General features: G+C 73.5%; 31 protein-coding genes. 20 read left to right on the top strand and 11 right to left on the bottom strand.

Annotation, left to right across the window (positions count from 1 at the left end):
* The 5 genes from BSL84_RS37545 to BSL84_RS31575 all read left to right on the top strand — a co-directional run bounded on the left by BSL84_RS37545 (position 1) and on the right by BSL84_RS31575 (position 4,912).
* A complete protein-coding gene (locus tag BSL84_RS37545; protein ID WP_267894060.1) occupies positions 1–2,619 on the top strand; it encodes a LuxR C-terminal-related transcriptional regulator in 2,619 nt (872 codons plus the stop codon).
* Positions 2,620–2,758: 139 nt separating this feature from the next.
* Positions 2,759–2,956, top strand: a complete 198-nt coding sequence (locus tag BSL84_RS31560; RefSeq protein ID WP_030033663.1) for a hypothetical protein — start codon at positions 2,759–2,761, stop codon at positions 2,954–2,956.
* 123 nt (positions 2,957–3,079) lie between these two features.
* The gene (locus tag BSL84_RS31565) at positions 3,080–3,538 is read left to right on the top strand and encodes a DUF7144 family membrane protein (protein WP_030033664.1); all 459 of its coding nucleotides are present in this window, start codon (positions 3,080–3,082) and stop codon (positions 3,536–3,538) included.
* Between the two features lie 333 nt (positions 3,539–3,871).
* Complete coding sequence (locus tag BSL84_RS31570; protein WP_030031286.1) at positions 3,872–4,111, top strand: chaplin; 240 nt, start codon at positions 3,872–3,874, stop codon at positions 4,109–4,111.
* A gap of 153 nt (positions 4,112–4,264) precedes the next feature.
* A complete protein-coding gene (locus BSL84_RS31575; protein ID WP_075971750.1) occupies positions 4,265–4,912 on the top strand; it encodes a hypothetical protein in 648 nt (215 codons plus the stop codon).
* Between the two features lie 27 nt (positions 4,913–4,939).
* Here BSL84_RS31575 and BSL84_RS31580 read toward each other — a convergent pair whose 3' ends face one another.
* A complete protein-coding gene (locus BSL84_RS31580; RefSeq protein WP_045321920.1) occupies positions 4,940–6,436 on the bottom strand; it encodes a cellulose binding domain-containing protein in 1,497 nt (498 codons plus the stop codon).
* A gap of 224 nt (positions 6,437–6,660) precedes the next feature.
* Between BSL84_RS31580 and BSL84_RS31585 the strand changes: the two genes are divergently transcribed.
* Positions 6,661–6,936 (top strand): hypothetical protein, encoded by a 276-nt coding sequence (locus BSL84_RS31585; protein WP_030031283.1) that lies wholly within the window; start codon positions 6,661–6,663, stop codon positions 6,934–6,936.
* Between the two features lie 210 nt (positions 6,937–7,146).
* On the opposite strand, the gene BSL84_RS31590 is transcribed toward BSL84_RS31585, so the two are convergent.
* From BSL84_RS31590 to BSL84_RS31600, 3 genes are all read right to left on the bottom strand, one after another.
* Positions 7,147–7,518, bottom strand: coding sequence for a VOC family protein (locus BSL84_RS31590; protein ID WP_075971751.1), 372 nt, complete (start codon positions 7,516–7,518; stop codon positions 7,147–7,149).
* Between the two features lie 65 nt (positions 7,519–7,583).
* Positions 7,584–8,690: a PP2C family protein-serine/threonine phosphatase gene (locus tag BSL84_RS31595; RefSeq protein WP_075971752.1), complete on the bottom strand. Its 1,107-nt coding sequence runs from the start codon at positions 8,688–8,690 to the stop codon at positions 7,584–7,586.
* A gap of 95 nt (positions 8,691–8,785) precedes the next feature.
* Positions 8,786–9,619, bottom strand: coding sequence for a LysR family transcriptional regulator substrate-binding protein (locus BSL84_RS31600; RefSeq protein ID WP_030028511.1), 834 nt, complete (start codon positions 9,617–9,619; stop codon positions 8,786–8,788).
* A gap of 58 nt (positions 9,620–9,677) precedes the next feature.
* Here BSL84_RS31600 and BSL84_RS31605 point away from each other — a divergent pair, with 58 nt between their 5' ends.
* Positions 9,678–10,082 carry a DUF5997 family protein gene (locus BSL84_RS31605; RefSeq protein ID WP_030028512.1) on the top strand — a complete coding sequence of 135 codons (405 nt, stop codon included), beginning with the start codon at positions 9,678–9,680 and terminating at the stop codon, positions 10,080–10,082.
* A 66-nt stretch (positions 10,083–10,148) separates the two neighbouring features.
* Here the strand turns inward: BSL84_RS31605 and BSL84_RS31610 are convergent, their stop codons facing one another.
* Positions 10,149–10,724, bottom strand: coding sequence for a YdeI/OmpD-associated family protein (locus BSL84_RS31610; RefSeq protein ID WP_030028514.1), 576 nt, complete (start codon positions 10,722–10,724; stop codon positions 10,149–10,151).
* A 74-nt stretch (positions 10,725–10,798) separates the two neighbouring features.
* Positions 10,799–11,254 (bottom strand): DoxX family protein, encoded by a 456-nt coding sequence (locus BSL84_RS31615; protein WP_045321926.1) that lies wholly within the window; start codon positions 11,252–11,254, stop codon positions 10,799–10,801.
* 182 nt (positions 11,255–11,436) lie between these two features.
* On the opposite strand from BSL84_RS31615, the gene BSL84_RS31620 reads away from it, so the two are divergent.
* From BSL84_RS31620 to BSL84_RS31645, 5 genes are all read left to right on the top strand, one after another.
* A complete protein-coding gene (locus BSL84_RS31620) occupies positions 11,437–12,390 on the top strand; it encodes a tellurite resistance/C4-dicarboxylate transporter family protein (protein WP_037661946.1) in 954 nt (317 codons plus the stop codon).
* Positions 12,391–12,438: 48 nt separating this feature from the next.
* Positions 12,439–12,873, top strand: coding sequence for a VOC family protein (locus BSL84_RS31625; RefSeq protein WP_030028518.1), 435 nt, complete (start codon positions 12,439–12,441; stop codon positions 12,871–12,873).
* Between the two features lie 98 nt (positions 12,874–12,971).
* On the top strand, positions 12,972–13,658 hold the full coding sequence (locus tag BSL84_RS31630) for an epimerase (protein WP_030028520.1): 687 nt from the start codon (positions 12,972–12,974) through the stop codon (positions 13,656–13,658).
* Between the two features lie 57 nt (positions 13,659–13,715).
* A complete protein-coding gene (locus BSL84_RS37255) occupies positions 13,716–16,079 on the top strand; it encodes an AAA family ATPase (RefSeq protein ID WP_234363578.1) in 2,364 nt (787 codons plus the stop codon).
* A 33-nt stretch (positions 16,080–16,112) separates the two neighbouring features.
* The gene (locus tag BSL84_RS31645; RefSeq protein WP_030030605.1) at positions 16,113–16,481 is read left to right on the top strand and encodes a hypothetical protein; all 369 of its coding nucleotides are present in this window, start codon (positions 16,113–16,115) and stop codon (positions 16,479–16,481) included.
* 13 nt (positions 16,482–16,494) lie between these two features.
* Here BSL84_RS31645 and BSL84_RS31650 read toward each other — a convergent pair whose 3' ends face one another.
* Positions 16,495–17,034 (bottom strand): SH3 domain-containing protein, encoded by a 540-nt coding sequence (locus BSL84_RS31650; RefSeq protein ID WP_052680538.1) that lies wholly within the window; start codon positions 17,032–17,034, stop codon positions 16,495–16,497.
* A 267-nt stretch (positions 17,035–17,301) separates the two neighbouring features.
* Between BSL84_RS31650 and BSL84_RS31655 the strand changes: the two genes are divergently transcribed.
* From BSL84_RS31655 to BSL84_RS31675, 5 genes are all read left to right on the top strand, one after another.
* Positions 17,302–17,676: a YbjQ family protein gene (locus BSL84_RS31655; RefSeq protein ID WP_030030603.1), complete on the top strand. Its 375-nt coding sequence runs from the start codon at positions 17,302–17,304 to the stop codon at positions 17,674–17,676.
* 47 nt (positions 17,677–17,723) lie between these two features.
* A complete protein-coding gene (locus BSL84_RS31660) occupies positions 17,724–18,353 on the top strand; it encodes a class I SAM-dependent methyltransferase (RefSeq protein WP_030030602.1) in 630 nt (209 codons plus the stop codon).
* 130 nt (positions 18,354–18,483) lie between these two features.
* The gene (locus tag BSL84_RS31665) at positions 18,484–18,930 is read left to right on the top strand and encodes an LPXTG cell wall anchor domain-containing protein (RefSeq protein WP_051873302.1); all 447 of its coding nucleotides are present in this window, start codon (positions 18,484–18,486) and stop codon (positions 18,928–18,930) included.
* An 8-nt stretch (positions 18,931–18,938) separates the two neighbouring features.
* Complete coding sequence (locus BSL84_RS31670) at positions 18,939–19,613, top strand: RNA polymerase sigma factor (protein ID WP_234363579.1); 675 nt, start codon at positions 18,939–18,941, stop codon at positions 19,611–19,613.
* Positions 19,610–20,134, top strand: a complete 525-nt coding sequence (locus BSL84_RS31675) for a hypothetical protein (RefSeq protein ID WP_075971754.1) — start codon at positions 19,610–19,612, stop codon at positions 20,132–20,134. Before BSL84_RS31670 ends, BSL84_RS31675 begins: the two co-directional genes overlap by 4 nt.
* 54 nt (positions 20,135–20,188) lie before the next feature.
* On the opposite strand, the gene BSL84_RS31680 is transcribed toward BSL84_RS31675, so the two are convergent.
* Positions 20,189–20,644 (bottom strand): MarR family winged helix-turn-helix transcriptional regulator, encoded by a 456-nt coding sequence (locus BSL84_RS31680; protein WP_030032535.1) that lies wholly within the window; start codon positions 20,642–20,644, stop codon positions 20,189–20,191.
* A 178-nt stretch (positions 20,645–20,822) separates the two neighbouring features.
* Between BSL84_RS31680 and BSL84_RS31685 the strand changes: the two genes are divergently transcribed.
* The 3 genes from BSL84_RS31685 to BSL84_RS31695 are packed head-to-tail and all read left to right on the top strand — an operon-like array spanning position 20,823 to position 24,230.
* Positions 20,823–22,061: an MFS transporter gene (locus BSL84_RS31685; protein WP_075971755.1), complete on the top strand. Its 1,239-nt coding sequence runs from the start codon at positions 20,823–20,825 to the stop codon at positions 22,059–22,061.
* A 42-nt stretch (positions 22,062–22,103) separates the two neighbouring features.
* Positions 22,104–22,550 (top strand): GlcG/HbpS family heme-binding protein, encoded by a 447-nt coding sequence (locus tag BSL84_RS31690; protein ID WP_075971756.1) that lies wholly within the window; start codon positions 22,104–22,106, stop codon positions 22,548–22,550.
* 57 nt (positions 22,551–22,607) lie between these two features.
* Positions 22,608–24,230, top strand: coding sequence for a beta-N-acetylhexosaminidase (locus tag BSL84_RS31695; RefSeq protein ID WP_420711158.1), 1,623 nt, complete (start codon positions 22,608–22,610; stop codon positions 24,228–24,230).
* Positions 24,231–24,254: 24 nt separating this feature from the next.
* Here the strand turns inward: BSL84_RS31695 and BSL84_RS31700 are convergent, their stop codons facing one another.
* The 3 genes from BSL84_RS31700 to BSL84_RS31710 form a co-directional block, all read right to left on the bottom strand.
* The gene (locus BSL84_RS31700) at positions 24,255–24,560 is read right to left on the bottom strand and encodes a DUF3040 domain-containing protein (RefSeq protein WP_030037330.1); all 306 of its coding nucleotides are present in this window, start codon (positions 24,558–24,560) and stop codon (positions 24,255–24,257) included.
* Positions 24,561–24,695: 135 nt separating this feature from the next.
* The gene (locus BSL84_RS31705) at positions 24,696–25,547 is read right to left on the bottom strand and encodes an endonuclease I family protein (RefSeq protein WP_030037331.1); all 852 of its coding nucleotides are present in this window, start codon (positions 25,545–25,547) and stop codon (positions 24,696–24,698) included.
* A 264-nt stretch (positions 25,548–25,811) separates the two neighbouring features.
* A complete protein-coding gene (locus BSL84_RS31710; protein ID WP_030037332.1) occupies positions 25,812–26,624 on the bottom strand; it encodes a glutamate ABC transporter substrate-binding protein in 813 nt (270 codons plus the stop codon).
* Positions 26,625–26,760 lie beyond the last annotated feature (136 nt).

The following is a 26,760-nucleotide window of genomic DNA, read 5'->3' on the forward strand; positions in this document are numbered from 1 at the left end:
GTGCCGAAGACCCTAGTCCACCGACCCGAGCTGCTCAGACGCCTGACGGCCGGGGTACAGGGCCCGCTCACCCTGATCAACGGCCCCGCCGGCTCCGGCAAGACCGTGCTCACCGCCCACTGGGCGGCGTCCGGCGGGCGCGCGCCACGGACCCCCTTGTGGCTGACCGTCGAGCCCGACGACGCCCCCGGCGTCTTCTGGGCCTACGTCCTGGAGGCCCTGCACCGGGGCGGGGTCGAACTGCCCGCCACCGTGGGCAGGCCCAGCCGCGCGGAAGGAGTGACCCAGTCGTTCCTGGTCCGCCTGGCGGCGGGCCTGGCCGAGTCCCCGCAGCCCGTCGTCCTCGTGCTCGACCAGTTCGACACGGCCCAGCCGCCCGCCATGACCGAGGGACTGGACTTCGTCCTCCGGCACGCCGCAGGAGGGCTGCGCATCGTACTCACCAGCCGGACGGACTCCCTGCTCCCCCTGCACCGCTACCGGGCGGCCGGCGAGATCGCGGAGATCCGGCAGGCCGACCTCCGGTTCACCCAGGCGGACGCCGCCGCCCTGCTGGGAGAACACCGGCTGGACATCTCGCCGGAAGGCATCCGGCTGCTGATGCGGCGGACCGAGGGATGGGCGGCAGGGGTGCGGCTGTGCGCCCTCGCGATGCAGCGCAGTCCCGACCCCGAGGCCTTCGTCCGCCAGTTCGCGGCCGACCGCACCACGATCGCCGACTACCTGCTCAAAGAGGTACTCGACGCACAGCCGCCGGACACCCAGGACCTGCTGCTGCGCGTCTGCGTCACCGACCGCGTCCACCCCGACCTCGCCGACGCGCTCACCGGCCGCGACGACGCCGCCCGGACACTCGCCGGGCTCGCCCGCGACAACGCCTTCCTGGAACAGGTCGACGCCTCGGACTGGTACCGGCTGCACCCCCTGTTCGCCGAGGTCCTGCGCGCACACCTGCGCCAGCGCCACCCCGGGCTGGAGCAGCAGCTGCACGGGCGGGCGGCGCGCTGGCTCGCCGGGACGGGCCGGCTCACCGAAGCCGTGGCCCAGGGGGCCGCCGCCGGTGACTGGCAGTTCGCCGCGGGTCACCTCGTCGACGACCTCGCGATCGGCCGGCTGTTCACCGGCCTGGAGGCCGAGCAGCTGAACAGGGCCCTCGCTCCGCTGCCGGCCGAGGAGCCGGGCGCGGCGCCGGCGCTGGTCGCCGCGGCCGCCCGGCTCGCCGTACAGGACCTCCCCGGATACGAGGACGCGGTGCGCCGCGCGGACTCCCGCCTGACCCCGGGCTCCGGCGCGGCCGCCCGGTACGGCCGGGCCTTCCTCGGGGTGCTCGCCGGGCGTACGGCCGGCGACCCGGCGGCCACCGAACGAGCCGCGGCCGACGCCGAACGCGTGCTCGGCGAGCTTCCGCCGCCGCGGGTCGCCGCGCACCCCGAGGCACGCGCCCTGATGCTGGCGGCCCTGGGCGCGGTACGGCTCGGCGCCGGACGGCTCGACGCCGCGGAGAGCGCCCTCACGGCGGCCGTCGCGGCGTGCGCAGCGCCCTGCGGGCCGGGTACGGGCCCCACGGCCGACGCGGGCACCGGCCCGGGCACCGACCCGGCCACGCAGTACCCGCTCTGCGACGCGCTCGGCTCGCTGGCCCTCGTCGAGTTGATGCAGGGCCGGCTGCGGCGGGCCGCCGAGCACGCCCGCGCATCCCTCGACGTCGCCGAGCAGTCGGCGCTCCCGCCGGGCCGCCGGTCCGGCGCCGGCCACCTCGTGCTGGCGGGCGTCGCGGCCGAACACGGCGACCTGCCGACCGCCCGCGCCCACCTGGAGCTGGCCACGGAGATCACGGCCGCGGCCACCGGTTCCCGCCCCGACTCCGCGGCCGTGGTCCTGGCCGCCGTCATCGCTGCCAGGATCGCGGCGTACGAGGGCGACGGTGACGCCGCGCTCGCCGTACTCACCCGCCTGCGCACGGCGGCCACAGCCGGGGCTGCGTCCGTTTCCGCGTGGGCGGTGGTCGAACTCGCCGTCGCCGAAGCGGCCGCACACCTGGCGCGCGGAGACGCCCCCGCGGCCCTCCGGGCACTCGACGAGGCCCCCTCCGGGCGGCCCGAGCACACCCTGGCCCGAGCCCGCGCCCTCCTGGCGGCCGGCCGTACCGGGCCCGCCGCGCGGGAGCTGGCCGGCCTGCCCGCGGACAAGGACCTCGCGGCCCCGGCCCGGCTGGCGGCGTTCCTGCTCAGGGCGGATCTCGCCGCAGCACAGGGCGACATCGCGGAGGCCCGGCGGAGGCGGGCCGAGGCCGCCGACCTCGCCCGGCCGGAGGGACTGCGCCTGCCGTTCGCCGAAGGCGGGCCCCGCGCGGCTCGGACCCCACGGGACGCCCAGCGGCCGGGCCCGCGCCCCGGCCGCCCGGCCGAGGGACCGCCGCCCGTGGTGGAGCCGCTCAGCGCGAGGGAGACCGAGGTGCTGCGCCAGGCCGCGCGGATGCTGTCCACCGAGGAGATCGCGGCCGAGCTGTACGTGTCGGCGAACACGGTCAAGACCCACCTGAAGAGCATCTACCGCAAGCTCGGCGTCGCACGCCGCAGCGACGCCGTCCACCGGGCTCAGGACCTCGGCCTGCTGTGAGACCCGCGGCGGCGCGGTCGCCCGTGGCGGGCGATGCCAGGACGCGCGGCGCGGGCCGACGATGGCAGGGCACCACCAGCACGAACACCAAGCAGCACCAGCAGCAGAAGTCTTCCTTCGGAGAGAAGTGAGTGCTCTCATGCGCTACGAGTTCCGCATCTCGGGCGTCGTGCCGGACACACTCGCCGCGAACTTTCCCGAGCTCGACCGCATTGCGGTCCGGGAGCAGACGCTCCTCCTCGGCATCGTGGCGGACGAGGCACACCTGTACGGGCTCCTCACACGCTTCCAGTCCCTGGGCCTGCGGGTGCTCGAAATGCGCCAGGTGCCCGCCTGACGCCGCACCGCCCGCCACCGACCCGGAAGGGAGGACCACCCGCTTCGGGTGATCACGAGAAGCCGTCGGCCGGACGACACTGCGATGGTCCGGCGCGGTACCGCCAACTGTGAGGTGAGATCGATGGGCCAGTCGACACCGACCGGGGGAAATTGGAACACCGGCCCCGCGCCGGGCACCACACCGCTGTCCGGCGGTGGGGACGGAACCGGAGCGGCGGTGGGCACGTTCTTCGCCGCGGTCCTCCTCGTCGTGACCGGATGCCTGGCGATCTTCCAGGGCATCGCGGCCATCGCCGAGGACGACGTGTACGCACGCCTCGGCAGCTACGTCTTCGAATTCGACCTGACGGCGTGGGGGTGGATCCACCTCATCGTCGGACTCGTCGTCGTCCTGACCGGAGTGGGCCTGTTCCTCGGCTCCAATGTCGCCAGGGGAGCGGGCATCGCCCTCGCCGGCCTCAGCATCATCGTCAACTTCCTGTGGCTGCCGTACCAGCCGTGGTGGTCGATCATCATCATCGCGATCGACGTGTTCATCATCTGGGCCCTCTGTACGAGTTGGTCGCAGAAGCCCGTGTGAGGCGACGCGGTGGGGCAGGCGGCACCCGGTCCGATCCGCTCGGACCGGGTGCCGCCACGCGCGCCGTCCCGGCGGCCGGCGAGGACGACCCGTCGCCGGCTGCCGCACGCGCACGCGGCAGCCGGCGACATGGCCGGCCGCCCGCTCGAACAACAGGGCCTCGAACCGACTGCCGCGCGGATACCTCCAAACGGCGCCGCGGGGACACCTCTTCGGGCGAACGGGGCCTTCCGGACTTCGGCCGGCGGTGGTCGGCTGCCGAAGAAGGAGGGGCGGCCCCCCTCGGGGCCGTGCGGTGCTCCGGCACCGCACTGCACGACAAGGAGATTCCACGTGTCGCGTGTTTGGAAGAGTGCGGGCGTCGCCCTGGTGCTGGGCCTGGCGGTCATCGGCGGTGCGTCCTCGGCCTCCGCGGACTCCGTCGCGGAGGGCATCGCCGTCGGCTCGCCGGGCGTGCTCTCGGGCAACGTCGTCCAGATCCCGATCCACATTCCGGTCAACGTCTGCGGGAACAGCATCAACCTGGTCGGCGCGCTCAACCCCGCCGCCGGCAACACCTGCGTCAACGTCTGAGCGACGTAGCACCGAGCCCGTCCCGGCCGCACCCCGGCCGGGACGGGCCGTACGTGTTTCCGGGGACCGGGAGCACTGCCGGCCGCGGACCCCCGTACGGCGCCGGGTGCTCCGCGTGCGAGGCTTGGCCGGTACCCGGAAGGAGATCAGCCGATGCACACGCCGAGCCGGCCCGAAGACCTCGACCACCCCGAGCAGTTGTGGACCAGAGCCGTGATCATGGCCATGGTTGACGCCGCATGCTCCACCGGCACGGAGTTCGCCCTCGACGAGGACGGGCTGTGGTGCCACGCCACCGGCGCCGGCGGCTGGTGGCGTCTGAGCGTGTTCGAGGGGGGACGCGCCGTCTTCTGCGGCCAGGACCCCGACGGAAGCCACACCCACGTGAACGGCGAGCAGATCGACTTCCTCGCGGGCGGGCCCGACTGGCTGCCCTGGGACCTCCTCCGCGACGACGCCGACGGCAACCTCTTCGGCTTCGTCTACTGGTGGGAGAACGGCGCCTGGCACCGCATCCCCTACCCGGAGGAGGTACACGAGGACGGGCTGGACGGAGCCGCGCCCTGGGTCGGCTCGCACGAGGAGTTCCTCGCACTCACGGCCTCCTCCTTCGACGCCCCCCACGTGCAGGAGAGGGCCCTCACCGAGGCCGTCGACCGGTTCGCGGCGCTCGCCCGGGACGGCAAGGCCGACGCCGACGCCGTGACGGCCCTGCTGACCGCACCCGGTACGGAGGGCCGCCCCACGCCACGCCTCGACGTGGCGCTCGACATCGCCGGCCGCGCGGGCATCCTGGCGTGACCCGGCCGAAGCCGGCCAGGGCGTCCGCTACTTGAGGGCGGCGAACGCCCTGGTGAAGGCCAGCGGCTGCTGGAGGATCGAACTGCACGTGGCGTCCGCGTGGTTGACGGCCCCGGCGGCGCACTGCTTGTCACGCGTCGAGGACCACATCGCCAGCCTGCCGATCCCCTTCGCCGCCGCGAACTCCACGAGCTGCGTGGCGTCCGCGACGGTGAAGACCTCGCTGACCACGTCGTTGACACCGATCATCGGCGTGACGGCGACGGCCTTCCAGGCCGCCGCGTCGGAGAGCCCGAGCACCCCCTTGATCTGGGCCTGCGTGGCCGTCGCGGCCTGGATCGCGTACTGCCCCATGTCCCCGCTGTACGCCGGGCCGTAGTCCATCGCCATGATGTTGACGGCGTCGACGCGTACGCCGTTGCTGCGGGCGTCGGCCAGCAGTGCCACACCGGGCTGGGTCAGGCCCTCGGGCATCACGGGCAGGGTGAAGGCCACGTCCAGACCGGGGTGGGACTTCTGGAGCCTGGCGATGGCCTGCGCGCGACGCGTGTTCGCGGCGGTGTCCGGCAGGGCCGCGCCCTCGATGTCGAAGTCGACCTTGGTGAGCTTGTAGTGGTCGACCACCTTGCCGTAGGCGGCGGCCAGGTCGTCCACGGTGGCGCAATTCAAGGCCAGTTCGTGCCCGGCGGCCCCGCCGAAGGACACGCGGACGTCGCCGCCCTTGGCGCGCAGCGCGCCGATCTGTGCGGCGACCCTGTCGTTCGCGAGGTCGGTGACGCCGCCCCACAGCGGTGCGCAGCCGCCGCCGGAGGTGATGAAGGCCAGGTGGAACTCCTTCACACCGGTCTGGGCCGCGGTGTCGAGCAGGTCGTACGCGGGATACAGCGAGGTGTCCACGTACGGGGCGAAGCGCGCGCCACCACCCGTGGGGGCGGGCGCGGTGGCCGTGGGGGAGGGGGTGGCCGTCCGGGTGGGTGCGGCGGAGGTGGCCGACGCCGTCGGGGCCGTGGTCGGCGCGGTGGTCGGCGCCGCGGTGGCGGTGGGACGGGCGGTGGGGCGCCCGCTCGGCTGGGCCGTCGCGCCCTGGTCGACGGAGCACTTCATGCCGTTGATGCGGCAGCCCGTGGGGTCGCCGGGGGCGCCGGAACCGCCGGCCACGAAGCCCACGGTGACGGAGGCACCGGCCGCCAACTGCCCGTTCCAGCCGGCGGGCTTCACGGTGACACGCCGCCCGTCGACGGTGTGGGTGCCGTTCCAGAGCGAGTCGATCTTCGTGCCCGCCGGCAGGTCGAACTCCAGCGTCCAGCCCGACTGCGCCTGGCCGGTGCTGTTGGTGATGACGTACTGGCCGGTGTAACCACCGCTCCAGGAGCTGGACTTCGTGAACACGGCGCCGACGGCACCCGCCTGCGCGGTCCCGGTGAGCGCGAAGGCCGCGCCGCCGATCACCGCCGCCGCCACGATCGCGCCCGTGACCCTCGCCGTACGACTCGCCCTGCGCCGGTGACCGACTGTGCTGCCCATCGCGTGCCTGCCTCTGTGTGTTACTGGGGAGTTGGGGTTGCGGCAGCACGCTAGCCGCACCGAAACGGACATTCGTTCGTTTCGGTGCGGCGGTGATGACTCTTAGGTTCCGCTTAAGGAAGGGGAAAGCGGGGGATCAGGAAGCGGCCCCGCGGTGTGGGGCGGTGCCGCCGGCCGTACGGTGGAAGGGGGCCACGGAATCAACCGCGGGCGAGGTGTGCTCCATGCGAAGGCCCATCCGATGCGCCGGGGCCCTCACCGGCCTGGTCCTCACGCTCGGCGGCATCGTCGCCGCCGCCCCCACCGCTGCGGCGGACATCCCCGCCTGCACGCAGACGGCGGCCCAGGCCGGCACGGACACCACCGAAGCCGTCACCGCCGCCTGCCGCAGCGGCGTCGCCGGCGACCTCCAGGGCTGCGTGGCCGGCCTCACCGCAGCCGGCGTCCCCGGCGGCGCGGCCACCGGCGCCTGCCGCCTGGCCGCCCAGGAACCCCGCTAGGGGGTCTCGTCGAAGTCCCGTCTGGGTGGCGGGGCCCGGCACGCACGCTCGCCGCGTTGTCGTCGGTCGCCGACGCCCGCGTCGACTCCTTCCTCCGCCTTGCGAGCGCACGCACCGGACCCCGCCACCTCCGCCCTCACGGGCGGTCGACGCTACTTTGACGACACCCCTAGCCGACCGCGCCGACGGGCCGGCAGGTGCCTGGGGGAGTCAGCCGTGGGTGGCGTCGATCACGCAGAACCTGTTGCCCTCGGTGTCCGCCAGCACCACGAAATCGGGGTCCGGCGGGTAGGAGTCCCAGTCCACGTGCCGCGCGCTCAGCGCCACCAGGCGCGCCACCTCCGCCGCCTGCTCCGCCGCGTCCGCCGCGTACAGGTCGAGGTGCACACGGGGGCGCTCCTGGACCGGCGTGACACTGCGCCCCAGCGCCAGCCCGGGGCCGCCTCCGTCGGCCGGGACCAGCACGGTCCAGCCGTCGTCCACCTCGCCGTCGCGCGGTACGTAGCCCAGTGCCCGGCACCAGAAATCCGCGGCCCGCCGCACGTCCTCGGCGCCCATGACGATCGTTCCGATGGTCAGCATGATCCGATTCTGGCAAACGCGGCCCGGCCGGCCCGCCTCAGGGCGGCGCGGTCGAGCGGCCCGTCTCAGGGCCTCGCGGGCCGCTCGACGGCGACCATCGCCGCGTCGTCGCCCAGGGTGTTGCCCGTCGCGTGCGCGAGCAGGTCCGCGCAGACGTGGTCCAGCAGCGCCTGCGGGCGCATGCCGGTGCATCCGGCGACCCGATCCGAGAGGGGATAGAAGGCCCCCGTCCGGTCGCGGGCCTCCAGGACGCCGTCCGTGTACAGCAGGAGCACGTCACCCGGCCCGAAGAGGAAGGTCTGGGCGGTGACCGTGGACGCCACGAGCCCGGCGAGCCCCAGAGGCGGCGCGGACCGGGCCACGTCGAGGCCCACCACGGCGCCGTCGCGGCGCAGGACCAGCGGCGGCGGGTGCCCGCAGCTGACCAGGCGCACCACCGGCTCGTCGTCGGGGATCTCCAGCACCGCGGCCGTCACGAAGCTCTCGCCCTCGTCCCCGCCGCCGTCCAGCTCCGCGCTGACCGCGGCCTCCAGGTAGTCCACCAGGCCGGCCAGCCCGGCCTCCTGGTGGGCGGAGGCCCGGAAGGCACCGAGGACGAGTGCGGCGTCCCCGACCGCCTCCAGCCCCTTGCCGCGCACGTCGCCGATGATCAGCCGGGTACCCGTGGCCGTACGGGCGGCCGCGTACAGGTCGCCGCCGATCTGGGCCTCCGCCGCCGCGGCCAGGTACACCGAGGCGACGCCGAGCGGGCCCACCCGGTCGCGCAGCGGCCGCAGGACCACTTGCTGGGCGGTCTCCGCCACCGTGCGCAGCTGCACCATCTCCTTCTCGTGCACCTCCCGCAGGTGGGCGAAGAAGGTCACGAAGACCGAGATCATGACGAGCGCGATGATCTGGAAGGTGTGGTTGAGATCGGCCAGGCTGGTGCGCGCCGTCGAGACCACCACCTGGGCCAGCACGGCCACCACGCCGACGAAGCCCGTCATCCGGGGCCCCGCGAAGGAGGCCGTCATGGCCGGTGCGGCGGCCAGGAACGGCCCGAGGTGCACCTCGGGCGGGGCGAGGACGTCGACCACGGTCACGCCGGCGATGAGGACGAACGGAGCCACCAGCTGCGCATGGCTCAGCTGCCGGGAGCGGTGGGGGCGCGTAGGCGGCGGCCGGAGATCCATTCCTCCTGCATACACCGGGCGCGATCGAAGATCCCCGAAGCCAGGCCGTCGGCGGACCCGGCCGGTCCACCGACGGTCCAGCCGGTTCCGTACGGCTACGGACGCCGGCGGGGCTTGCCGCCCTTGACGCCCTTGCCGCCCTTTGCTCCACCGGCTCCGGCGGATCCGGCGCGCGTACCCTTCCCCGCCGACTTCCCGGACGCGGGCTTTCCGCCCCCGCCCCCGGTACCGCGCCGCGCACCGGCGCCGCCGGCCTTGCCGGCGCCCGTCTCCGGCCCCTTGCGCTTCGCCTTCTTCGGCTGCGCGGGGGTCTGCGGACGGCCCCGGGTGCTGTTCACGGTCCGGCCGCGGACGATCCCGATGAACTCCTCCACCAGGTCCGGGGTGGGTTCCGCCTGCGGCCACGACAGCGCGACCCGCGACGTGGGCGCGTCCGACACGGGCCGGTAGGTGAGATCCCTGCGGTGGTGCAGGCGGGCCAGCGACTGCGGTACGACGAGTACGCCCACGCCCGCCGCCACCAGCTCGATCGCGTCCGCCGTCGTCGCGGGCCGCTCGATCGCGGGCCGGCCCGGCAGCTTCTCCCAGTCCAGGGTGTCGTCGAGGGGCTGCCACACGACCTCGTCGGCGAGGTCCCCGGTGGTGACCTCCTCGGCCGCCGCCACGATGTGGTCCTTGGGGACGACGACCACCGTGGTCTCGGTGTAGAGGGGGATCGCGCTCAGGTCCTCGCGGTCGACCGGGAGCCGGACGAAGCCCGCGTCGGCGTCACCGGAGCGCAGTACGCCGAACACCTCGGCGGAGGAGACCTGGGCGAGGGTCAGCGGGACACCGGGCAGCCGCTCGTTCCAGATCCGCACCCACTTCGCAGGGGTCACGCCGGGGACATAAGCGAGCCGGAACGCATGGGGTACTTCCGAGCCTGTCACCCCGCAAGGCTACCGGGCGTGGTCGGAACCCGTGCACACGCTCGATACCCTTGACCTCATGACGTCGCACCAGAACACCCAGACGATGAAGCCCGCGACCGCGGCGAAGAAGCTGGGCGTATACCTTGAGGCCACCCCCGCGGAGTTCCAGGAGGGTGTCGTCTCGCGCAGTGAATTGAGTGCGCTCCAGGCCGACCCGCCCCAGTGGCTCCAGGAGCTGCGCCGCAACGGCCCCCACCCCCGCCCGGTGGTCGCCTCCAAGCTGGGCGTCTCCATCGCGGGCCTCGCCCGCGGCGGAGTCACCGAGCCCCTCACCACCGAACAGATCGAAGCACTGAAGCAGGAAGCCCCCGAGTGGCTCCAGCGGGAGCGGGCCACCCAGGCCGAGGTCCGCAAGGAAGCGGTGCGGATCAAGGAGCGGAACGCCGAGCGGGCCGAGAAGGCGCGCAACCAGGAGTCCTGACGCGCGGCTCGGACTCCCGTCGGGCCCGGCCCTCCCTCACGGGGAGGACCGGGCCCGACGTCTTCCTCACTGCGGAGGGTCGCCCGCCAGCAGGCGTACGGCCCGGTCGAGCCTGGCCCGCCTGGTCTCCGGCGTGAGCGCCTGCAGCAGGGGAAGCGCCACCAGGTAGCGCCCGGTACGGTCCAGCGCCTCGAAGGCCGCACGGGCCTCGGGGCGCGCGTCGAGCGCGGCTTCGAGGTCTTCGGGCACCCCCGCGGTCCGCTGCGACGCGTAGGCGCCGCCCCAGCGGCCGTCCGCCTGCGCACGGCGCACCTCGGCCAGCCCCGGTTCCCGCATCCGGCCCGCCGCGGTCAGCGCGGCCACCTTGTCCACGTTCACCTGCGACCAGAGGCTCTTCGCGCGCCGCGGCACGTACTTCTGCAGGTAGTGGAGCTCGTCCAGGGAGCGCCGCTGCCCCGAGATCCAGCCGTAGCAGAGGCCGACGTCGACGAGCTCGTCGTCGGTGACCGACGCGATGCCGGACTTCTTCTTGGCGACCTTGACCCACACCCCTTCCCTGCGCGTGTGGTGCTCGGCGAGCCAGCTCTCGAACGCCGCGGCGTCCGCGAAGCCGACGATCTCCACCCCGTTGAGTTCGTCCATGTGCCACAGGCTATCGGCAGCCCCGGCGGCCGGTTCCGCGCTGGGACGGCCGGCGCGGAACCGATTCCGCGGGGTCAGGCCGCCACCGTCTCCGGGCGGGTGTCGTCACGGTGCCCGGAGGCGGCCGAAGCGCGCGACGTGAACAGGGAGTCCAGCGCGAGGGCGCCGGGACCGGTGAACACCAGCAGCAAAAAGGCCCAGCAGAACATCGCCGAGGCCTCGCCGCCGTTCTGCAGCGGCCACAGCGCACCGGGCTGATGCACCGTGAAGTAGGCGTACGCCATCGAACCGGAGGCGGCGAAGGCGGCGGCCCGGGTGCCCAGGCCGAGCAGGACCAGGGCGCCGGCGACCAGCTGGATGGCGGCCGCGTACCAGCCGGGCCAGGTGCCGGCCGCGACGGCACCGCCGCCGGGGGCGCCGCCCAGGACCCCGAAGAGGGAGGCCGCCCCGTGCGAGGCGAACAGCAGACCGGTGACGATCCGGAACAGGCCGACGGCGTAGGGCTGGGCATGGTCGAGACGTGCGTACATGGGGGGAGGCTCCTTCGGTTGGGGACGAATCCCGAAGTCGTGCCGAGCTGCTCAAGCGTGAGCGAGCACAGGTTAGGTAGACCTAACAGGCGTGGCAAGCGCGAGTTCCGGCCACCCCGCGTCCCCGGTCCGGTCGGCCCAGTCCGCTGGCGGGCCGCCTGCACGTGGGGTCCGCTGGACGGGTGAGCATCCTCCCCGGCCCGGGCTGGTGGGCGGGTCTCCCGCCCGCGGCGGGAGCCGCCGTCATGGCCACGGGCATCATCTCCGTCGCGCTGCACATGACGGGACACCAGGCGCTGTCGCTCGTCGCCTTCGCCATGGCAGTCGCCCTGTGGCTCGTACTCGCCGTCGACTTCACGGCGCGACTGCTGGGCGACCGCGGACGGTTCCGTGCGGAGGCCGACACCCCCGCCGCCCTCACGGCCGTCGCCGCCACCGCCGTCGTCGGCACCCGGCTCTCCCTCTTCGGCTGGCAGACCGCTGCCGCCGCCCTGCTCGTCCTGGCCGCGCTCGTCTGGCCCGGCCTCCTGCTCAACGTCGTACGGCACTGGCGCCGCGGCATGCCCGGAGGCGCCTTCCTCGGCTGCGTCGCCACCCAGGGGCTCGCCGTCCTCGCTGCCGCCCTCGCCGCCGTCGACCGCCAGGACTGGCTGGCCCGGGCGGCGCTGGCCGCGTTCTGCCTCGGGCTGGTGCTGTACGTGGCCGCCCTCTTCCGGTTCGACCTGCACGAGGTGGTGGGCGGGGCGGGCGACCACTGGGTGGCGGGCGGCGCGCTCTCCATCTCCGCGCTGGCCGGCTCCAGGCTCACCGCGTCACCCGTCTGGTCGGGTTGGGAGCACACCGCCCTGCGTACCGTCACGCTCGTCGCGCTCACCGTGTCCCTCGGCTGGTACGTCGTCCTCCTCACCGCCGAGCTGCGCCACCCCCGGCCGCGCTACGACATCCGCCGCTGGGCCACCGTCTTCCCGCTCGGCATGACGTCCACCGCCTGCCTCTCCGTCGCCGAACCGGCCGGCATCGCCTGGCTGGTGCCGCTGGGCGAGATCCTGCTGTGGATCGCCGTGGGCGCCTGGCTGTTGACCGTATCCGTCCTGGTCGCCCACCACCTCACCGCCCGGCGCCCGCCCGCCGCCTGAACCGCCGCTCCTGTGGCACGGCCGCCGCCCGGTCAGTAGGGTCCGGGCATGGCGTACACGTTTCAGGTGACCATCGACTCGACCGACCCGCACCCGCTCGCCGACTGGTGGGCCGACGCCCTCGGCTGGGAAGTGGAGCCCAGCGACGAGCAGTTCATCCGCGGCCTGATCGCCGCGGGACACGCGACCGAGGACGACACCACCACCCACCGCGGCATCCTCGTCTGGAAGACGGGCGCGGCGATCCGCCACCCGGAGGGGCTCGAAGGCGCACCCCGCATCCTCTTCCAGCTCGTCCCCGAGGCCAAGACCGTCAAGAACCGGGTGCACCTCGACGTACGGACCGGCGACGACGACCCGCAGGCCCTGGTCGAACGCCTCGTCGCCAAGGGCGCGAAGCACCTCCACGAGGGCCGCCAGGGCCCCAGCACGTGGACCACCCTCGCCGACCCCCAGGGCAACGAGCTCTGCGTCTCCCACTGAGGCGCGCGGCCAGGCGCTGCACCGTGCCCGCCCCGCCCCGCCCCGTGTGCCGGCCGGCCCCCGCGCGCCGGCGCCCGGCACGGCCTACGCTTCCACGGGTGAACGTCATCCTCTTCGGCGCGACCGGGATGCTCGGCCGGGGCGTCCTGCGCGAATGCCTGCGCGACGAATCCGTCAGCGGCGTCCTGGCCATCGGACGCCGCCCGCTCGGCGTCACCCACCCCAAGCTGCGCGAGCGGGTGCAGGACGACCCGTCCGACCTGTCCGCCGCCGGCGTCGACCCTGCCGCGTACGACGCCTGCTTCTACTGCCTCGGCGTCTCCTCCGTCGGCATGAAGGAGGAGGAGTACCGGCGCGTCACCCACGACCTGACCCTCGCCGTGGCCCGGCCGCTGGCCGCCGCCAACCCGGGCATGACCTTCGTCTACGTCTCCGGGGTGGGCACCGACAGCACCGGGCGGGGCCGTTCCATGTGGGCGCGCGTCAAGGGGCGTACCGAGAACGACCTGCTGGAACTGCCCTTCCGCGCCTACATGTTCCGGCCCGGCATCGTCCAGCCGGTACGCGGCGTACGCTCCAGGAGCCGGCTCCACCGCGTCCTCTACGCCGTCGCAGCGCCGCTGCTCCCGCTGCTGCGGAGGTTGTCGCCGGACCTCGTCCTCACCTCCGAGGCCTTCGGCCGCGCCATGATCGCCGTGGCCGCTCCCGGCACCGAGGTCCCCGGCCACATCCTGGAGCCCGCGGACATCAACCGCCTGGGAAGTGCCCGGACCAGGTCTAATTGACTACCGGGCACACCCTCCCGCAGGCGAGAATGAGCCATCTCAAACCGGGAGGACCCCATGAGCCAGGAGACCCTGACTCTGCATGACCTGCTGCCCGCCCAGGCGCTGGCCGACTCGATCGACGCCGGGTACGTGACCCGCAAGCCGCACCCCGAGCTGCCGCTGTCCATCTACACGTACACACGGACGGCCCAGTACGAGCGCGTCTGGGACGAGGTCACCACACGCTGCCGCGGTCTCGTCGCCGACGACGAGACCGGTGCGATCGTCGCGCTGCCGCTGCCGAAGTTCTTCAACGTCGCCGAACACGAGTCGGGCCAGCCGTACGCCCCGGCCCTCCCCGACGAGCCGTTCGAGGTGTACGACAAGGTCGACGGCAGCCTCGCGATCGTCTTCCACTACGCGGGCCGCTGGCGGGTCGCCTCCAAGGGTTCCTTCATCAGCGCCCAGGCCGTCTGGGCACAGCGCCGGCTCGACGGCGCGGACACCGCGGCCCTGCGCCCGGGCACCACCTACCTCGCGGAGATCCTGTACCCGCAGAACCGCATCGTCGTCGACTACGGCGACCGCCGCGACCTCGTCCTCCTCGCCGCCTTCGGCCTGGACGGCACCGAGGTCCCGCTCGCCGAGGCCGCGGCCCACTGGTCCGGCGTCGGATCCGTCGTGACGGTCTGGCCCGCCATGCCCCTCGACGAGCTGCTCGCGCTCGCCGAGTCCAACACCCTGCCCGGCGGCGCCCGCGTCAACGGCATGGACGCCGAGGGCTTCGTCCTGCGCTTCGCCTCCGGCGTGCGCGCCAAGGCCAAGCTGTCCGAATACGTACGCCTCCACAAGGTGCTCACCGGTGTGACCGCGCGGGACATCTGGCGCGGCCACGGCGTGCAGCGCTTCGCCGGCATGCCCGCGAAGCAGCTCGCGCAGGGCCTGAACTGCACCGTGGCCGACATCGAAGCGGCGGGCGGAAAGCCCCTGGACGCCCTCCTGGAGCAGGTGCCCGACGAGTTCGACCACTGGGTGCGCGAGGTCGTCGCCGGCCTGGAGGAGGCGGCCGCCCGCCACGAGCGCGCCATCGACGAGACGTACGCGGGCCTCGCGCACCTGACCGCCGACCGGGGTGCCTTCGCCCGCGCGGTCGCGCAGCTGCCCGACCGCACGGTCCGGCCCGCGATGTTCATGCGGCTCGACGGCCGGTCGACCGAGCTGACCACCTGGCGCCAGGTCCGGCCGGAGGCGGCCGACCCGTACATCGGCGACGAGGAGAACAGGACGGGACCCGAGGCGGTTCACCGACCCGGTCCTGGGGCGGAGAACAGGTCCGCTTCCGGGGCGGCGAACCGGATCCTCTCCGGGGAGGGGGACCGGACCGCGCCCGCGCAGGCTCGCTCCGGCCGGCCCGCCGCCGCGCCCGCCCGCACGCCCGGCGCGGCGCCGAGGATACCGGCGCCGGCGGCGGACGGGGCCGACCGCCCCGTGCGGCGGGAGGCCCGGCTGCCCGTCGTCCACGTCATGACGGGCCTGCCCGCGTCGGGCAAGACGACGGCCGCACGCGCCCTCCAGGCCGAGTCCGGCGGACGTATGCGCCGGGTCAACCTCGACGACCTGCGGGCCATGCTCGACCTGCCGGACCCCGCCCGCGGCCGCAGCTTCGCGCACGAGCAGACCGTACTGGCGGTCCAGGACGCGGCGGTCCGCGCGGCGGTCGACGGCGGCTTCGACGTGGTCGTCGACAACACCCACCTGACCAAGCACATCCCCAAGCGGCTGAAGGCGGCGGTCGGCGGCCTGGCGACCTTCGTCGTGCACGACTTCACCGACGTGCCGCTGGAGGAGTGCCTGCGCCGGGACGCCGCCCGCGAGCGGCAGGTCGGCGAGGAGGTCATCCGCGTGCTGGCCGAGAAGCACCGCAACGCCCGCAAGGGCGGCTGGCGGCTGACCACCGAGTGGATGAACGGCGGTTCCGGCGCGGTGGCCGCACCGCCCGTGACGCAGTACGTGCCCGACACGGCACTGCCGACGGCGGTGATGTGCGACATCGACGGCACGCTCGCGCTCACCGGCGACCGGGGGCCGTACGACTTCACGCGCTGCGAGCTCGACCTGCTCAACGAGTCGGTCCGGCACGCGCTCGACGCCTTCCGGCGCGCGGACGGCGACGTGATCGTCCTGCTGTCGGGCCGGAGCGAGGAGTTCCGGCCGCAGACCGAGGCCTGGCTGCGCCGGCACGCGGTGCCGTACGACGAGCTGTGGATGCGCGCGGCCGGCGACACCCGTCGTGACGACATCGTCAAGGCGGAGCTGTTCGACGCGCACGTCCGCCACCGGTACGCGGTGCGGGTGTCGCTCGACGACAGGGACCGCGTCGTCGCGGTGTGGCGCCGGATGGGCCTGCCCACCTGGCAGGTCAACTACGGCGACTTCTGAGATGCCCGGGGTCGGCGGGGCCGGAGTACCCGGGTGAGGACCGTTCTGATCGTCGACGCGGCGAACGTCGTCGGGTCCGTCCCGGACGGCTGGTGGCGCGACCGGCGCGGCGCCGCCGAGCGGCTGCGCGACCGGCTGGCCGCCCGGGCCGCCGGCCCGGAGGACGACGAGGAGATCATCCTCGTCGTCGAAGGCGCCGCCCGCGGCGTCGGGTCCGTGCCCGGCGTACAGGTCGAGGCGGCGCCCGGCAGCGGTGACGACCTGATCGTGGAGCTGGCCGAGGCCAGGGCGCAGGACGGCTGGCCGGTGGTCGTGGTCACGGCCGACCGTGCACTGCGGGAACGGGTCCGGGCGTACGGTGCGCGGTGCGTGGGGCCGCGTACCGTACGCCCGGTGGACTGACCGCGGTCACGGGTCAGCGGCAGTACTTCACCTCGGAGAGGTTCTTGACGTAGCGGGCGGAGACCCAGCGCTCGTTCTCGTAGGCCTTCGCGCGGCTGGGGGCCCGGCGCTCCTCGCCGTCCTGGCGGTCCTCCCGGTCCTGGCGGTCTTCGCGGTCCTGGCTGTCCTCCCGGTCCTGGCGGTCTTCGCGGTCTTCTCGGCCGGAGCCGTTCTCCCAGTCGCGGTCCTCGTGCAGGCGGTACCAGAGGCGGTTGCCGGCGACGTTCTCGCCGGACTTCTTGCACTCGATCTCGACCCTGCTGTTCGGCTGCACCTGGCCGACGGCGCGGGACTCGGTGGTCGGCTTGCTGCGCACCTTCAGCGGGCCCTTGGAGACGACCTTGCCGAAGGCGTACCTGCCGTACGGGTATTCGCCGGGCTGCGCGGACGACGGCGCCTCGCCGACGACGATCTCCCGCGGGCCGTCGTCCGCGACGGCGGCGCCCACCCCGACCAGACCGAGAACCAGGCTTCCGGCGGCGAGAGCGAGGATGGTTCTGGTGGGCTTCAGCATGAGCCGACTCCTCTGTGAAGACGTCCGACCGGCCGCGGCGCGCGGCACGGGATGGCAACGGGCGGCTGCCAGGGACGACTATGGCCAGGACGAGGCGCGCGGCCCCGATGGCTCACCGGCTTTTAGCCCGATATGACCAACCTGTCCACCGGGGTGCGGCGGCCGTGGCAGCCCCGTACGGGCACGGCCGCGCCGTCGGCCGCCCGAGCGCCCGGATCGCGGCTCCTCCCGGATGCGGCTGCGGGCGGTGCGGGCCAGAGTGGGCGCATGAGTATCGATGACTACGGCGGCGGAGCCGGCGCGCACGAGACCGGGGTCCTCGTCGTGACGACCAACGACGTCCCCGGATACCGGGTCGAACGGGTCATCGGAGAGGTCTTCGGCCTCACCGTGCGCTCCCGCCACCTGGGCAGCCAGATCGGCGCCGGCCTGAAGTCGATGATCGGCGGCGAACTGAAGGGCCTCACCAAGACCCTGGTCCAAACCCGCAACCAGGCCATGGACCGGCTCGTCGAGCAGGCCAAGGCGCGCGGCGCGAACGCCGTGCTGATGATGCGCTTCGACGTCACCGACGCGGCCGACGTCGGAACCGAGGTGTGCGCCTACGGGACGGCCGTCGTCCTGGTCCCCGCCTCCACCTGACCGCCCTTGTACGGTGGTTCCCCTCCGGAGACGAAGGGGCGGGGCCGATGGGTCGACGCAAGTCAGCGGCAGAGGTGTTCGACGCGCTGGGGGAGCGCTACGAGGAGGTGTTCGGGCGGGTACCCGGCCAGATCGAGGCCCTCGACTGGCTCACCGCCCGACTGCCGGGGAGAGCCCGCGTACTGGACGTGGGCAGCGGCACCGGACGGCCCACCGCCGAGACACTGGTCCGGGCCGGCTGCGACGTGACCGGCATCGACGTCTCGGCGGCCATGGTCGCCCTGGCCCGGGCCAGGGTTCCGGGGGCCCGCTTCGAGCAGGCCGACGTACGCACCTACACGCCGCCGCCCGGCGGCTTCGACGCGGTGTGCTCCTTCTTCCCCCTGCTGGTCATGGACCAACCGGAGGTGGCGGCGGCCCTGGACCGGATGGCCTCGTGGACCGCACCCGGCGGCTACTTCGTGATGGCCACGGTGCCGGGGGACATCCGCGGCCTGGACATCGAGTGGATGGGCCACGAGGTCACCGTCAGCAGCCTCTCCACGGAGGACCACCTGACGCGGCTCGCCGACCGGGGCCTGGAGGTCCTGCACCACCACACCGCGACGTTCATGCCCGCCGGCGACGGGGCGGTCCCCGAGGAGCACCTGTTCTGCTACGCCCGCCGCATGCCCTGACCGGCTGGCCGGCCGGCCGTGCCGAGGTGAAAGTTTTTCCGAAGAGGCGGCAACCTCCCGGCAGGTCGCGCGTCGTGCGGGGGTGAAGGGGCGTGGTCCCGCGCCCCCGACCCGACCGTGGAGAACCACCGTGAAGAACCTGAAGCGTGTCCCCCTGGCCGTCCGCCGCACGGCCGTCGCCGCAGCAGCCGTGGGGACGGCCGTGGCCCTCGCCGGACCGGCCCACGCCGCCGGCGGCAGCTCGGCCACCCCCTCCCCGTCGGTCAGCGTCCCGGCCAGCGCCGCGCCGAGCCCCGTCGGTCCCGCGCCCGCTCCCTCGATCAGCACCCCGCCGGTCAACGGCGAGGACGCCGGCAGCGCGTCTCCCTCTGCCGCCCCCAGTGCCTCCCCGAGCGTGCCGGGAACCGGCGCCGGACCCAGCGCCTCCCCCTCGGCCCCCGCCGCCGCGCCCGACGCCCCCGAGCTCGCGCATACTGGCTCCTCGGCGACGACCGTCGCGATGGGGGCAGGTGCGACCGGTCTGATCCTCGCCGGCGCCGGAGCCCTCTACGCCGTGCGGCGCCGCGCGAACAGCTGAGGAACCACGTGCTCCACCTCGCACCATCCGTCGGCCCCCTCATGCCCGGTCTCGGCCGGGCGTGGCGGGGCCTGTGGCCGTTGCTGCGCCGCGAGTCCTCCACCGCTCCGCTGGTCGCGCCCCGGTCGTACGGTCCGGCGTACGGGCCTTCGCCCGCGCACCGGCTCCACCGCCATCCGGGCGACGGCGATCCCGAGCCGCCCACCGTCACCGGGCTCTACCACGCGCACCGGCTGGGCATGGTCCGGCTGGCGGTGCTGCTCGTCGACGACCTCGCCACCGCCGAGGACGTGGTCCAGGACGCCTTCACCGCCCTGTACCGGCGCCACGGCGAGCAGATCGCCGACGTCGACAACGCCCTCGGCTACCTGCGCACCTCGGTCGTCAACACCGCACGGTCCGTCCTGCGCCGCAGGCGCACCGTACGGGCCTGGACCCCGCCGCCGACCGTGGACGAACCGTCCGCCGAGGACCACGTCGTCCTGGACGAGGCGCACCGCGAGGTGCTCGCCGCGCTCGCCCGGCTCACGCCGCGCCGCCGGCAGGTCCTCGTCCTGCGGTACTGGGCCGACCTCAGCGAGGCGGAGATCGCGGCCACCCTGGGCATCAGCCGGGGAGCGGTGAAGTCCAACGCGAGCCGCGGCCTCGACGCGCTGGAACGGAATCTGGAGGGACGGATATGACGCCGGACGGCGAACGCCTCGGCGAGCACCCGGGCGAGCGCCCCGTGGAGCGCCGACTGCGCCAGGCGCTCGACGCACGCGCGCAAGCCGTCGACGTGCGCCGGCTGCGCCCGGCCGGTCCGCCGGGCATGCGGGCGGGCCGCCGACCGGCGGGAGGGCTGCGGCGGTTCGCGCTGCCGCTCGCGGGTCTCGTGGCGGCCGCGGCCGCCGGGATCGGGTACCTGCTGCTCGCCCCGGACGCCGGGCCGGGGCCGCAACTGCCGGCCACTCCGCCGGAGGTCACGGCTCCGGGGCCGTCCACCGAAGCGCCGCCGTCACCCTCGCCGAGCCGGCCGGGCCCGGCGCCGAGCGGGGACCCCTCGTCGGCCCCCTTCGGTACCCCGGGCCCCAACCGTTCGGCGAGCCCGTCGGCGAGTCCCTCGGTGCAGGTCTCTCCCCGGCGCTCCGGATCGGTGACGCCGTCGTACAGCCCGTCCGTGACGCCCGGCGCGGTGACCGTCTCGTCCCCGCCACGGCCCTGAACCCAAGGGCTGTCCCGCACTCCCTCGCGCCCGCCGGGGAGCACGGGACAGCCCTCAGGGCTTGCGGAGGTTCTCCACCGCCGCCACCAGCGGCGCCAGTTCCGGGTTGCCCGCGGCCTCGTCCAGGGCCTCGCGCAGAGCCCTGTCGTTGGTGGGGCGGGCCTCGGCCAGCAGCGCGAGGCCGGATTCGCTGACGTCGGTGTAGATGCCCCGGCGGTCGGTGTCGCAGATGTAGCGGTTCAGCAGGCCGCGGTCCTCCAGTCTGCTGACCAGCCGGGTCGTCGCGCTCTGGCTGAGCACCACCGAGTCGGCGACCTGGTGCATGCGCAGGTGTCCGCCCGGCCCGTCGTGCTGGCGGCTGAGGACGTCGAGCAGGGAGTACTCGCGGACGCTGAGGCCGTGGCCGGCCTGCAGGGCCCGTTCGATGTGGGCCTCGATGCGGCCGTGCAGGAGCGAGAGGGCGCACCAGCCCTGGGAGAGGGCGGTCAGCGCGCTGTCCGTGGCCGTCATGGGCTCTCCTCCGTCGAAGGCGTTCACACCGTCGCACCCCAGGATATGACACCCCTGCAATAGCCCGCGCTTGCAATTATCCCGCGTCTGCAATTAATGTGGACGCACGTAAGCGGCGTCAGCATCGATGAGTGCAGGCCGCACCCCACCCGCACCACCCCCTGAAGGGCACCTCCCCATGCCTCTCGCACTTCTCGCCCTGGCCGTCGGGGCCTTCGGCATCGGCACCACCGAGTTCGTGATCATGGGCCTGCTCCCCGAGGTCGCCTCCGACTACGGCGTCTCCATCCCCACCGCAGGCTTCCTGGTCACCGGCTACGCCCTCGGCGTCGTCCTGGGCGCCCCCCTCATGACCGTGCTCGGCACCCGCATCCCCCGCAAGCGCATGCTGATGCTGCTCATGGGCCTCTTCATCGCGGGCAACCTGCTCTCCGCCCTCGCCCCCGCCTTCGGCGTCATGCTCACCGGCCGTGTCGTCGCCTCGCTCGCCCACGGCGCGTTCTTCGGTATCGGCGCGGTCGTCGCCGCCGAGCTCGTCGCCCCCGAGAAGAAGGCCGGCGCGATCGCCATGATGTTCACCGGCCTGACCGTCGCCAACGTCGTCGGCGTCCCCCTCGGGACCCTCGTCGGACAGACCGCCGGCTGGCGCACCACCTTCGTGATCGTCGCCGCGCTCGGCGTCGCCGGCCTCCTCGGCATCGCCCGCCTGGTGCCCGACCTGCCCCGGCCCGAGGGTGCGGTCCGCATCCGCCGCGAGCTCGCCGCCTTCCGCAACGTCCAGGTGCTGCTCGCGATGGCCATGACCGTGCTCGGATTCGGCGGCGTCTTCGCCGCGATCACCTACATCACGCCGATGATGACCGACGTCGCCGGCTACGCGGACTCCTCCGTCACCTGGCTCCTCGTCCTCTTCGGCCTCGGCATGGTCGCCGGCAACCTCATCGGCGGCCGCTACGCCGACCGGGCCCTCATGCCCATGCTCTACGTGTCCCTGGGCGCCCTCGCCGTCACCCTGGCGGTCTTCACCCTCACCGCCCACACCAAGGCAGGCGCCGCCGTCACCGTCGTCCTGATCGGCGCCCTCGGCTTCGCGACCGTGCCCCCGCTCCAGAAGCGGGTCCTCGACCAGGCCGCCGGAGCGCCCACGCTGGCCTCCGCCGTCAACATCGGCGCCTTCAACCTCGGCAACGCCCTCGCCGCCTGGCTCGGCGGGCTCGTGATCTCCGCCGGGCTCGGCTGGACCGCCCCGAACTGGGTCGGCGCCGCACTCGCCGCCTCCGCGCTGGTGCTCGCCCTCGTGTCCGGAGCACTGGAGCGCCGTACGGCCGCACACGCGGCCAGCGCCGCCGGCCGAGTCGTCGCGGCCGCGGCCGCCCCGGCTCCCGCGACGACCGCGGCCGCGCCCGCCCGCCACTGATCCCCCTTCCGCGAAACCCCGCCACCGCAAGGAGAAACTGGCATGACCACCCCCAGCCCCGCCCCCACCGCTGTCCGCACCGCCGTCGCCCCCCTGACCACCGGGGACGCCGAGCTGCTCGTCGCCGTCGCCACCTCCGCCGCCGAAGCGGCCGGGGCCGCAGTCAGCGTCACCGTCCTGGACGCCGGCGGCCACCTGCTGGCCTTCCGCCGAGACGACCGGGCCGTACTGATCTCCGGCGAGACCAGCACCCGCAAGGCCTACACCGCCCTCCAGCTGGACGCTCCCACCGCGGACCTCGTCGACGCGGTCCGCCCCGACGGGCCCTTCCACACGCTGCCCACGGCCCTCGACCGCCCCCTCCTCTTCATCCCGGGCGGGCTGCCCGTCCACCGCGACGGCCGGCTCGTAGGCGCCGTGGGCGTCGGCGGTGAGGCCCCCGCCCAGGACCACGCCTTCGCCGCCGCGGCGCTGGAAGCCCTGGCCTGAGCGCCGGGTCGCGCGCCCGTGTCCCCCGTGCCACCTTGGTACGGGGGACACGGGCACATGATGCGGAAGACGAAGCGGCACAGGAGGGTCCACGCCATCGCGACGGCAGGCGTCGCCGCGCTGGTCACCCTTGCCCTCCCGGGATGCACCGCGGCCTCCGACGAGGTACGCGCCCCCAGCCCTACGGCCCCCGGCGCGGCCCGTACGACGACCGCCCCGGCCGCCGCCCCCACCCCGCCGTCCCCGTCCCCGACGTACGCCCTGTCCACCGCCCCGCGGACGATACCGGCCGTACGGGAACACGAACCGGCCCGAGGCCCCGGCTGGAAGCCCGCCCCCGGCGCCCGGGTGGTCGTCGCACAGGACGACAAGGCCGCCCTCGCCGACGAGGCCCGGCTGATCGCCGGGGAACTGGGCCTCGCGTACGGCGAGTCGGCGGCGCCGCGCACCGGCGACGTGGAGCTCTCGGTGGAGGGGTCGGGCAAGCCCGAGTCGTACACCCTCACCGTCAAGGACGGCCGCGTACGCGTCAACGGCCCCGACGAAGCCGGGGTCTTCTACGGCACCCGCACCCTCAAGCAGGCCGTGCGCGCCGCAGGCGCGGCCCCCGAGGGCACCGTACGGGACGGCCCGGCCAAGCCCCAGCGCGGCCTCAACCTCGACATAGCGCGCAAGCACTTCACCCCCGACTGGATCAAGGGCCGGCTGCGTGAGATGGCAGACCTCAAGCTCAACCAGCTCGGCCTGCACTTCTCCGACGACCAGGCCTTCCGGATCCAGTCCGACAGCCACCCCGAGATCGTCTCCACCCCGCACCTCACCAAGGCGCAGGTCCGCGACATCGTCGCGCTCGCCTCCCGGCTGCACATCACGGTGGTCCCGGAGATCGACTCGCCCGGCCACCTCGGCGCGGTGCTGCGCGCCCACCCCGACCTGCAACTGCGCGACGTGAACGGCAAGGCCGTCAAGGGAGCGGTGGACATATCCAACCCGGCCTCGGCCAAGCTCGTCGACGACCTGCTGCGCGAGTACCGGCCGCTCTTCCCCGGCGGCGCCTGGCACCTCGGCGCCGACGAGTACCAGGCACTGGTCGTCCGGAACCCGCAGGCCTCCTTCCCGCAGCTCGCACGCGCGGCGCAGCAGCGCTACGGGCCCTCGGCCCGTGTGCAGGACCTCGCCACGGGATGGCTGAACGACCGCGCCGACGTGGTCCGCCCGTCGGGCAAGGCCCTCAAGGCGTGGAACGACGGCTTCTTCGCCGGAGGGGTGGCCACCGCCGCCAAGGACATCCAGGTCGAGTACTGGACCGGCAAGGAGATCGGCGCCCGCCCGCCGCTGGAGTACCTGCGCGAGGGCCGCAAGCTGGTGAACCTCAACGACGAGTACCTGTACTACGTGCTCGGCGAGCCGAACGAGTTCACCTACCCCACCGGCCGGCGCATCTACGAGCAGTGGACCCCGCTGGTCCTGCGCGGCACCACCCCGGTCCCGGCCTCCTACGACGGCCAGATCCTCGGCGGGCGCCTCGCCGTCTGGGCCGACCTGTCGGGCGCGCAGACCCAGGACCAGGTGGCGACGGGCATACAACTGCCGCTGGCGGCCCTGTCCCAGAAGGTGTGGGACGCACGGACACCGCAGCTGCCGTGGTCCGACTTCCAGGCCCTCGCCGGCCGGCTGTGAACGGGACGGCCGTCCGGCTGCGGTTCACGCCTCGGTGCGCGGCCGGACCCGTCCGCGGATGCGGCGGACCCGCTCGACGGCCGGCGGCAGGGCCGTCACCACCGTGAGGGCCAGGGCCGCCGCACAGCCCCACAGCAGTGCCTCGGACACGGCCGCCGAAGCCGCCACGAAGAGCGCCGCCGTCACCGCGGCCCACACCCCCGCCCAGACGGCGCGCCGCCGCCGGCGCCCCGACCGCAGCATCCGGTCGAGGGCGCGGTCGCCCCTGAGTTCCGCCTCGATCGCGGCGAGGGCGCGCTGCTCCCGATCGGAGAGGCCGGCTCCGTCCATCACGACGCACCTCCGCAGTGTTCGGCTCGGTCGCCCTCCGGGCCGCCGCCGGGGCGCGGAACGCAGCCTGTGAGCTGCGAATACCCGGCCTGACGCGCGTCAACCCCCGAAGGGCGAGGATGCCGCCGAGCGAGGTCACCAGATGGAGTCGACCCACTCCGGGTGGTCGATGAACGGGTTGCGGTTGTGCTGGTACACGTCGAATATGACCTGGTTGCGACGCTGTTCGAAGGCGTCCGGCGGATCGATCCGGTTCCACTGCTTCAGCAGGCTGATCCGGCCGAAGAGCGGGGCGGAGCCGTTGTTGACCTGGTCGTTCATCTCCAGGTTCGCGAAGCCGTCGCCGCCGTCGTAGCGGACGGCCATGTAGAGCAGCATGCGCGCCACATCGCCCTTGACCGCGTCGCGGGGCTCGAAGGAGTCGGCGTCGGTCAGGCTGCCCGGCGCCTCGCCGACGGGGCTGCCGCCCTCGTCGAAGTCCTTGTTGCCGCGGGTGTTGTTGACGGTGACGTCCTCGGGCCGCAGGTGGTGCAGGTCGGTGCCCGGGCCGGTGGCCGTGCCGAAGTCGCCGTGGCTCTTGGCCCAGACGTGCTCGCGGTTCCAGTCGTTGGCGCCGCCGCCGTTCGTCGACTTGGACTGCGAGCGGCCGGAGTAGAGGAGGATGACGTTGTTCGGGTTCGCCGGGTCCTGGTCGGTCGCCTTCAGGGCGTTCCACACCCCGTCGTAATTGACCTTGGACTGGTTCTTGACGATGTCGTGCAGAGCGGCCTTGAGGGCGGCACCGGTCTTGCCCTCGGCGGGCGCGTAGTAGGAGTCGTACGAGTACGAGTACGAGTATGAGTCGTACGAGCCGGCCGCGGCGGTGGCGGCCCCGGAAGTCCGGGACGCTGCCGTGTCCTGCTGGCCGGCTGACGCGGCCGCCGGTACGGCCACCAGGGCGGCGGCGGCGAGGCCGGCCGCCCAGGGGGTCAGGCGCGAGAATCTCATCGGTGGGGGGTACCTCTCCGTACGCACCGTCCCCGCCCGGGGAATTGGCGGGGGATCAGGTGGTAGAGCGAGGATTACATTGTCATGTGCCCATCAGGCAAAAAACATGTGTCGGCGAGGTGGAAACCGGCGTGGCCCCGGTGACCCGACCGGCGTGCCCCAGGTGGCCGACCGGCGCGGCCGTCCTCGGCTCACGGCGCGGAGCGCGGACGCACGGATGGCGGTGACCCCTGCACGGGGCCACTGCCATCCACGCGACGGGCGTCAGCTGCCGGTGGTGATCGCCGGAGCCGGCTCGTACTTGTAGTTCGCGCCGAAGTTCTTCTTCACGGCGGCTTCCCAGGACCCGTCCTGGACCATCTTCTTCAGCGCGTCGTTGATCTTGCGCTGGAGCTCCTTGTCGCCCTTCTTGACCCCGATGCCGTAGTTCTCGTTGCTGAGGTTCTGGCCCGTCAGCTTGAACTTGCCCTCGTTGCCCTTGCGGGCGGCGTACCCGGCCAGGATGGAGTTGTCCGTGGTCATCGCGTCGACGCGGCCCTCCTGCAGGGCGACGACACAGTCCGAGTATCCGCCGAGCTCCAGCAGGGCCGCCTTGGGGGCGAGGTTCTTCTTGAGGTTCTCCGCGGAGGTGGAACCCGTCACCGAGCACATCGTCTTGGAGTTGAGGTCCTCGGCCTTGGTGATGGAGTTGTCGTCGGCGCGGGTGAGCAGGTCCTGGTGGGCCACGAAATACGGCCCGGCGAAGTCGACCAGTTCCTTGCGCTTCTCGTTGATCGAGTAGCTCGCGACCACGAATTCGACCTCGTTGTACTGCAGCAGCAGTTCGCGGTCGTTGCTGAGGACCTGCTTGAACTCGATCTGGTCCGGCTTGTAGCCGAGCTCCTTGGCCACATAGGTGGCGACGTCCACGTCGAAACCGGTGAAGGTTCCGCCGGTCTCCCGCATGCCGATGCCCGGCTGGTCGAACTTGATGCCGATGGGCAGGGTCCCCTTGTCCTCTTCTCCGCTGCCGCACCCGGAGGCGGTCAGGGCGAGGGCGATCACTGCGGCGACCGCGCCGGCCTGGGGAACCTTCATGCTTGCACTCTTTCCTGGGGGGCGCGGGACGCGTCACCGGGATCGCCGGGCGTGTGGAACCGCGGGGACGTACGACACGTCGAGACATGTGTACGAGGAAGCTAGGAAGAGGGCGGCCTCAGCGTCACTACATTTG

It is taken from the genome of Streptomyces sp. TN58, from assembly GCF_001941845.1.
Lineage (GTDB): Bacteria > Actinomycetota > Actinomycetes > Streptomycetales > Streptomycetaceae > Streptomyces.